The sequence below is a fragment of the Collinsella sp. D33t1_170424_A12 genome, assembly GCF_015554865.1.
Taxonomy (GTDB): domain Bacteria; phylum Actinomycetota; class Coriobacteriia; order Coriobacteriales; family Coriobacteriaceae; genus Collinsella.
Genome location: NZ_JADNJJ010000197.1, coordinates 1 through 8,550, shown reverse-complemented (window position 1 = coordinate 8,550; position 8,550 = coordinate 1). Strand labels below are relative to the sequence as shown.

Here is an 8,550-nt window from a genome sequence, read left to right as displayed (position 1 = left end):
GCGCGACCTCGATGCCCGATACGAGGTTGGCGGCGATGGCCTCCTTGGACGGCACGGAAAGATACTTGATCTGCGCTTTGAAATCCGAGGAGAACTTCTTCGCGTAATCGAGGCCCGCCAAGATGATGGGCGCAGACACATCGGAGCCGCTTGAGGGGGCGACATCGGAGGCCACATCAGTAAGGAGAAGCGCTCCGAAATGGCGCGCGAGGGCCTCGGCGGCCCCCAGACCCGCAAGATCTTGCTGGTCGGCGGGCTCCCCATCGCCATCGTCCTCGGCCGGCTTGTCCTCATCGGCGGGCGCATCGGACCCCCCATCGTCGGAGGCGGAGCCATCCCCGGCATCCGAGGCGTCGGCCGCCCCGTCTTCGGAGGCGTCGGCGCCGTCCGCCGATGGATCGGCACGGGTGTCTGTCGGAGCGCTCGCGCCGCCGTCCTCGGCCTGGTCGGAGATGGCGGTGGAGACGATGCCGCTCTCGACGATCGCGCCGGAATCGTCGACCGCGACCGCCAGGGAAAGCGGCGCGATCCAGCAGCCGTCGTTGCCGATCGCCCAGGCGATATCGTCGGCCGCCACGTACATGATGGCGCTCACCGCGCGCTCGCGTGGGGTGATAACGAGCGTATGCGGGTATTCGCGCTTGACGTCGACGCCCGCCACCCAGGGGTTCTGCTTGAGGGACTCGACGATCTGGTCCTCGTCCACGTTGAGGAGCGTCGTGCCCTCGGGCAGGTTGATGAGCTGCTCGGCAGCATCCTGGGCAACATGCTCGCTACCGACGATCCGGATATCGGTGGCTGCAAAGAGGCTGGAGTTGACCACGACGACGACCGCGAGGGCCACCAGGGCGAGCACGCCCGCGACGGCGACGAGCGCGATATGCGCGCGCGACAGGCCCGCGGAGCGACGAGGGCGCGCCGAAGCCTGCTCGGAACCGCGGGGAGCGGCCGCGACATGCGTGAGCCTCTTGGCCTCCATCGGTCCGCGCCGCCGAGCGGGGCCGGCCGCCGGGGTCGGCGGTCGATGCGCGTCCGCGGTTCGCAGCGGCTGGACGGGACGGGAAGCCGAGGCGCGCTGCGGCCGGGCTCCACGCGTCGCGGGCGCGTACGCGGGCCGAACCTGGCGAGCTGGAGCCGGCACGTGCTGGATAGCCGAACCACCCGCTCGAGCGGGCAGCGCGCGGGAAGGACCCGACGGCAGGGATGCCGGGCGTCGCATGGCGCCGTTCTCGCGCGACCGCGCAGGCAGGGAGTTTGCGGGACGCTTGGTGGGCCTGGGCGCCGACGGGGCGCCCTGCGCCTTTCGCAGGCGCTGCTCGCGCACGACCGCTGCGGCACGTCGCGCGGTGTGCTGCCTGGACGGAGCGGTATAGGCGCTTATGGCTTTGGTGGGAGCGGGAACGCTGCTCGGACGCGGCGGTACCTGGGAGCGCTGCGCGGGTCGCGGAGCCCCCGCCCCGGCACGACGAAACGTGGGCTTCGGTGCTTTAGAACCCGAGGAATTTAACTTCCGGTTGGAGCTCGACGCCATACGTTTCCTTAACCTTTTCATATACATGCGAGATCACGGCCGAGACGTCGGCTGCGCTCGCGGTGCCCTTGTTGACAATAAAGTTAGCGTGCATGGTTGAGACCTCGGCCCCGCCAACGGAAAAACCCTTCAATCCACAATCCTCTATCATCTTTCCAACACTCATGTTGGCTGGATTGCGGAAAACCGACCCGCATGATGCCGATCCGATCGGCTGCGTACGACGACGGCGCGTCAGCGATTGCTCCATCTTAGCCCGGATATCGACCTTCTTGCCGGGAGCGAGCCGAAGCGTGACCTCGAGGATGATCTCGTCACGGGGAAGCGAGGTGACGCGATACCCCCACGCAACGTCCTCGCGTCCGTAATGCCTGATACCCGCAGCAGGCTTATAGGTCACCACATCCTGCACGACGGCGCCGATCCACTCGTCGCGCGATCCCGCGTTCATGGAGATCGCGCCGCCTACGGTACCCGGGATGCCAACGGCGAACTCGAGGCCCGACAGCTCGCGTGAAAGCGCCTCGTTGACCAAGCGCGCCAGCATGGCACCGGCTCCGGCGGTTATGGTGGCGCCGTCGTTGCTCACCACGAAACGCGAGAACTCGCGTCCGAGCGAGATGACGGCTCCTTCGTACCCAGCATCGGCGACCAGCAAATTGGACCCCTTGCCCAGAATAACCCAGGGCACGCGCTCGCGGCCGAGGACCTCGATGGTACGGCGCAGCGAGTGATAGCTATGGCAGGTGATGAACAGCGCCGCCTTGCCACCGATACGGTAGCTGGTATGGCGCGCGAGGCGCTCGCCCTCAGCCAGCTCGGTATCGATCAGACCCGACAGCGACATAACCGCATTGAATACGCCCATGTCCGTGCCCCCAGCCCAGCGCTTACGCTCGCGAACCGGCGGCGCGTTCGAGGTCGGCTACGTGCTCGATATAATCGGGGCCCACCGTGGTGACGTCGCCGGCGCCCATCGTGATGAGCAGGTCCCCCTCGTTCACGAGCGCGTCCAGGTGCTCCATAAGGGCGGGGCGGTCGTCGACGTACACCACGTCCTTGTCGGGATGGAGCGTGCGGATGGTGTCGGCGAGCATCTTGCTGGTAACGCCGGGAATGGGCATTTCGCCAGCGGGAAAGACATCGATGAGGACGAGCTTGTCGGCATCGGCGAAGGCGTTGGCGAAATCGTCGCACAGCGCCTGCAGGCGCGAATAGCGATGCGGCTGGAACACCACCACGACGTTGTTGAAATCCAGACCATGCGCCGCGGCGAGCGTCGCCTTGATCTCGGTTGGGTGGTGGCCGTAGTCGTCCACAACCGTCACGCCGCGCGTATCGCCGATATGCGTGAAGCGGCGGCGAGCGCCCTCGAACGTGGAGAGCGCCTCGGCGGCTGCGGAGGTATCAAGACCCATGACATAGGCCGCGGCGAGGGATGCCGTGGCGTTGAGAACGTTGTGAACGCCCGGGTTATGCTGGATGGACACCTCGCGCACCGAGCCGTCGGGCAGGGTGACGTCGAAGGTGCTGCCCAGCGCGTGGGCGGCCGGGTGCACCGTGCACACGACGTCGTTCGAGGGATCGAGGCCGTAGGTGACAACGGCACGGCCGGTGGAGCGGGCAAGCTCGACAAGACGCGGATCCTCGCCGCATGCGATGACCGTACCCTCGTCGCCCACCAGGCCCATGAAGGTGCAGAAGGTCTCCTCGATCTGCGCGAGGGACTCGTAATGGTCCATATGGTCGGCCTCGACGTTGGTTACCACCACGACGTCGGGATCGAGGTACAAAAAGGAGCTATCGGATTCATCGGCCTCGCAAACGAAGTATTCGCCGGCGCCGTTACGGCCGTTGGTGTCGTAGCCCTCGACGATGCCGCCGATCAGGAAGCTGGGATCGAGCCCCATGCGGTCGAGCATGGTGGCGCACATGGAGGACGTCGTGGTCTTGCCATGCGTGCCGGCAACGGCCAGCGTGGTATAGCCGGCACCCAGGGCGGAGAGCATCTTGGCACGCGGCCAGACGGGAATACCGAGTTCGCGAGCGCGGATGAGCTCGGGATTCGTCTCGGGGATAGCGGTGGATACGACGACGACATCGGGCTTCACCGCATCGATGGTCGCGGCGTCGTGGCCCACGAATACCTCCATACCCGCTCGGCTGAGCTGGCGGATGTAACGAGAGGTCTTGAGGTCGGAGCCGGTCACCTCGTAGCCGCGCTCGTGCAAGACGAGCGCGATACCGCTCATGCCCGCACCGCCCACGCCGATGAAGTGCGCGCTGGCAAAGGTCGGTGCCGCCGTAGACTCCGGTACCACAATATTCGACATGCTTGACTCCTCGTAGCCTCGCTTCTACTTAAACTATCCCAGTATACTCTTCCATCCCTAAAACCGCGGTCTTAGCCGCGGCGGCGCAGGGCCTCCACAGCATCCGCGAGCTGTTGGGCGGCACGATCCTGCTTCAGGGCGCGGGCCGCGGCGCGCATGCGCTCGCGACGCTCGGGACGGCGGAGCAGGTCGAGCAACTCGTCCGCGAACGCGCGGTCATCGATGTCGGCATCGGCGAACATGACGGAGGCGCCGGCGTCAACCAGGAACCGCGCGTTGGTTGTTTGATGGTCGGCCGTGGCGTGCGGATAGGGAACGAGCACGGACGGCGAGGCCAGAGCTGCGATCTCTGCGATGGAAGACGCGCCCGCACGCGAGAGAACCAGGTCGGAAGCAGCGAGCATATCGCCCATGCCGTCGATGTAGGCGCGCACGTCCCAACGACGGGCCTCCTCATCGGTCAGGCGCAGGGCCGCGACCGCAGCGTCATGGCCTTCGGCGCCCGTGGACTGCACCACGCGCAGACCGGGTATAGCGAGCAACTCGGACTTGAGGGAGGCGATGCGCTCGTTGAGGTGCGCAGCGCCCAGGGATCCGCCGAACACCAGCAGCAGCGTCTCGCCATCCGCGACGCCCAGAGCCCCACGGCCACGGCAGCGGTCGCCGGCGAGCACGGATGCACGGACCGGGTTGCCGGTCATGACGATGCGCGTGCCCTCGCCGCAGCGTTCGCGAAAGATGCGCTCGACGCTTGGCTGCGCGATAGCGATCAGCCCCGCGTGCTTAGCGGTCTGCTTGTTGGCAAGGCCGGGGACCGAGTTCTGCTCGTGCAACGCGATGGGAATGCCGAGCTTCGCCGCCGCACGCATGAGCGGGAGCTCGACGTAGGCACCGAAGCCGACGACGACGTCGGGCATGAGGGCTGCATCGTCGCGAAACGCCTTCACCAGACGGCGCTCCTCGCGAGCGAGATGGAGCAGGGCGCCGATGAGCGTCCAGGGGCGCTCTCGATCGAACCCCGTCACCTCGACCGGAAAGAAGTCGAAGCCCGCCTCGGGCACCAAGCGCCCCTCGAGCCTTCGGGTCTCTCCGAAAAATCGAACCTGATGGCCACGGTCGCGCAGCTCCTCGGCCAGCGCGAGCGCGGGATTCACGTGCCCGGCGGTACCGCCCGCGGCGATGGCGACGCTCAGGGTATGGTTAACGGTCATATCGACCCCTCCTCAAAGAATATGAATCGCTGCCGCGGCCGCGCGAGCCGGATTGCGGGCCCGTACCCCCGCGGCGCACCCGCGGACCGCTGTCGCGCGAACGCAGGCGCTCCGAAGGATTATCGTTGAGATTGATGCGGTCGTACGAACCGTACGACGAGCGGTCCTCGCGCGGGCGCGGGCGGGTCGCAGTCGATTCGTCACGCCGACCATCCATCACGCTGAAACCCGAACGCGCGCGGGTCGCCTCGGATCGGCGGCGTGGAGAGCCCGCGGTGCTTCGGCCCATATGGCTCGACACCGCGTCCTGGTCGGAACCCTCGCCACCGGCGGACACGACCGCGAAATCGGCTCGGCGCTCATCGTAGACGCTCCGCCTGCCGCTTTCGACGGAAACGCGCAGTACGTACCCGACCAGCATAAACGAGGCGAGCATCGACGAGCCACCGTAGCTGATGAACGGAAGCGTCTTGCCGGTCATGGGAAGCACGACGAGGACGCCGAGGATATTCACCAAGAACTGCACGCCGATGATGATGGTGCAACCATACGCCGTCAGGCGATCGCGCATGCTCGGCCCCTGGTGGGCGATCATGAAACCCGTCAACACGAGGCACACGAAGAGAGCGAACAGCACGACGGTGCCCACGAATCCGACCTCCTCGCCGATGTTGGCGAGGATGAAATCGTTATGCAGCTCGGGGATGTAGCCGTACTTCATGGTGGCGTTGCCGACGCCTCGACCGAACAGGCCGCCCGAAGCGAACGCGATGATACCCAGCGTGGCCTGGTAGCCGTCGCCGTACGGATCGGCCCATGGATCGAGAAGAACCTGGAAACGCGCCAGGCGATACGGCTCCAAAAGAAAGAGCACGCCGAGCGCCGCGACACCGATGAACAGCAGCAGAAGCAAAAACTTCAACGAGGCGCCCGCGAGGACCAGCATGCAGAATACCGTGGCGACGATGATGATCGTCGTTCCGTAATCGGGCTGCGCCATCACAAGCGCCAGCGGAGCGATCACCGCAGCGCCGAGGAGGAGCAGGAACGACCTCGTATCCAAGGCGTAGCGCTCGAAGAACTCGGCCAGCACCGTGGCTACGGAGAGAATGAGGAACGGCTTGACGAGCTCGGAGGGCTGCAGGGCGAAGAAGCCCAGGTCGATCCAGCGTTGGGCGCCGCCCGCGGTGGAACCCATCGCCAAAACGAGAAACAGGGCGAGCAGGCTCAACGCCCACAGCGCGAACACGCGCTGCTTCGTGTAGAACGACATGGGGACGCAGGCGATGATGATCGCGATGATCGCCCCCGCGAAGGCGAAGATGCCCTGGCGGGTCAGGTAGAACGAAGGCGGCTTGGGATCCGCGCCCGAGGCAACCATGATGGCCGAGGACGAATACACCATGAGCACGCCGAATGCCACGATTGCAACCACGCAAAGGATGAACACGATACGCGGCGCCATGATGCGAGCGGGAACGCCCGCGATAAACCGTTCGCCCAGGGACGAATGGCGCGAGCGCGCACCCTCGCCGCGAACCGAGGCGCGACCGGCCGCCGCCCCCGACCCCCTGCGAGCCGACGTGCTTCCGCGCGACCCGCGCTCGGTTGGATTGGTTGCCATATGCGCCTCCATCTACCTATCTGCTACCGCCTACTCCTCCGATTCGAGGGTAGCGCGCAATTGATCAACATACGCCTTGAAGGCGCGGCCCCGCTCTTCAAATCCAGAGAACTGGTCGAACGACGCGCACGCCGGAGAAAGCAAGACGATATCGCCGCGCGAGGCGAGCGAGCGCGCCACATCGACGGCATCGACGAGGTCGTCGGCCTCGGCGATATCGATATCCCCGGTTCGGTCGGCCTCCTCGAGCGCGCGGCGGAAACGCTCCCGCGCCCCACCGAAGCACACCGCACCGGCCGCATGCTCGACCACATACGATGCGAACTCGTCCAAGGGTGTCCCCTTATCGTGGCCGCCAAGCAACACGATCACGCGGTCATCGGGGTAGGCGGAGAGCGCCTTCATGACGGCGTCGGTGTTCGTGGCCTTGGAATCGTTCACGAAGCGAATGCCGTCGATGGAGCCGCAGGGCTGGCAGCGGTGCTCGAGCGGGGCGAACGAGCGCAGGCCTTGTCGCACGCCGGCCGGCGAGGCACCGCACGCGAGGGCCGCGCAGGCGGCGACGAGCGCGTTCTTCACGTTATGGCGACCGGGGAGCTGCAGCTCGTCTCGCGCGATGAGCTCGATCTCCTCGCCGCCGAGGCGAACCACGAGCATCCCGTCGCGCACGAACGCGGCGTCGACGGTGCCCGGATCCTCGAACGAGACGCGCAGCACGCGCCGATCGGCAACGTAGACCTCGGAAGCGCATGCGGCGATACCGGGGTCGTCGCCATCAACGATGCACAGGTCGTCCTCATCCATGTTGGCAAAGAGCTTCAGCTTGGCTCGGGCGTAGTTATCGTGCGAGCGATGCCAGGCGAGGTGGTCGGGCGTGATATTGAGCAGCGCGGCGACGCGCGGATGAAGCCCGGAGGTGGTAGCCAGCTGATAGCTCGAGAGCTCGGCTACGAACCACTCGCCCGTGCAACGCCCATCGACGGCCCCCACCGAAACCGTGCCGATATTGCCAACGGCGGTGGCAGCCATACCGCTCGCGCAGATAAGATGCTGGACCAGCGCCGTGGTGGTGGTTTTGCCGTTCGTTCCCGTTATCGCGCACCAGCGCTCCGGGGACAGGCGAAACGCGAACTCGGGTTCGCCCATGATCTGGCAGCTCGCAGCGGCGGCGGAACGGAAGAACGGCGAGAACTCGGAGATGCCGGGGCTCGCCACGCACACATCGTAGGAGCCCTGCACATCCTCGGTTCCCACAACGCACCGGGCTCCGCGCGCCTCGAGCGCACGGATCGCATCATCGCGGCTCGACGACGCGCCGCCGTACACGGTTACAGACGAAACGCGATCGCCCAGATGGGAGAGCGCCCAATCTGCAACGGCGCATCCCGTGGAGCCAAGGCCCAAGACGAGCAGGGAGAAAGACGGGGGAAGCAGCATGAGATCCCCTAGCCCAGCTGGAAGAAGCAGGCGAGGCCGAGCGCGCCGAAAGCCGCGGCGATGATCCAGAATCGGATAACCACCTTGGTCTCGGCCCAGCCGAGCTTCTCGAAGTGATGGTGGATGGGCGCCATGAGGAAGACGCGCTTGCCGGTGGCCTTGAAGCTCACGACCTGGATCATGACCGAAAGGGCCTCGACGATAAACAGGGCGCCCACGATCAGTGAGATGACCTCGGTGTTCGTAAGGATCGCCACGGCTGCGAACCCGGCCCCAAGCGCCAAAGACCCGGTGTCGCCCATGAAGATGCTCGCGGGATACGCGTTGAACCAGAGGAAGCCGAGGCAGCCGCCGGCGCATGCCGCGCAGAAGGTGGCCAGGTTGGCATCACCGCTCAGGAAGCAGATCGCGGCC

Annotated in this window: 6 protein-coding genes and 1 pseudogene; all 7 read right to left on the bottom strand. The window is 66.1% G+C overall.

What is annotated here, in order from left to right; genetic code table 11:
* Positions 1-979 (bottom strand): cell division protein FtsQ/DivIB (locus I2E26_RS08245; protein ID WP_195420347.1); only part of this gene is annotated, 979 nt, incomplete at its 3' end.
* Between the two features lie 508 nt (positions 980-1,487).
* Positions 1,488-2,399 carry a UDP-N-acetylmuramate dehydrogenase gene (gene murB, locus I2E26_RS08240; protein WP_195420346.1) on the bottom strand — a complete coding sequence of 304 codons (912 nt, stop codon included), beginning with the start codon at positions 2,397-2,399 and terminating at the stop codon, positions 1,488-1,490.
* Between the two features lie 22 nt (positions 2,400-2,421).
* Positions 2,422-3,864, bottom strand: coding sequence for a UDP-N-acetylmuramate--L-alanine ligase (murC, locus tag I2E26_RS08235; protein ID WP_195420345.1), 1,443 nt, complete (start codon positions 3,862-3,864; stop codon positions 2,422-2,424).
* 71 nt (positions 3,865-3,935) lie between these two features.
* Entirely contained in the window at positions 3,936-5,075 is a 1,140-nt protein-coding gene (gene murG / locus I2E26_RS08230; protein ID WP_195420344.1) for an undecaprenyldiphospho-muramoylpentapeptide beta-N-acetylglucosaminyltransferase, read from the bottom strand.
* Positions 5,065-6,699 (bottom strand): putative lipid II flippase FtsW, encoded by a 1,635-nt coding sequence (gene ftsW / locus I2E26_RS08225; protein ID WP_195420343.1) that lies wholly within the window; start codon positions 6,697-6,699, stop codon positions 5,065-5,067. The genes murG and ftsW overlap by 11 nt, the downstream gene beginning before the upstream one ends.
* 30 nt (positions 6,700-6,729) lie before the next feature.
* On the bottom strand, positions 6,730-8,136 hold the full coding sequence (gene murD / locus I2E26_RS08220) for a UDP-N-acetylmuramoyl-L-alanine--D-glutamate ligase (RefSeq protein WP_195420342.1): 1,407 nt from the start codon (positions 8,134-8,136) through the stop codon (positions 6,730-6,732).
* Between the two features lie 8 nt (positions 8,137-8,144).
* Positions 8,145-8,550 (bottom strand): annotated as a pseudogene (locus I2E26_RS08215) (phospho-N-acetylmuramoyl-pentapeptide-transferase); the annotation flags it as partial.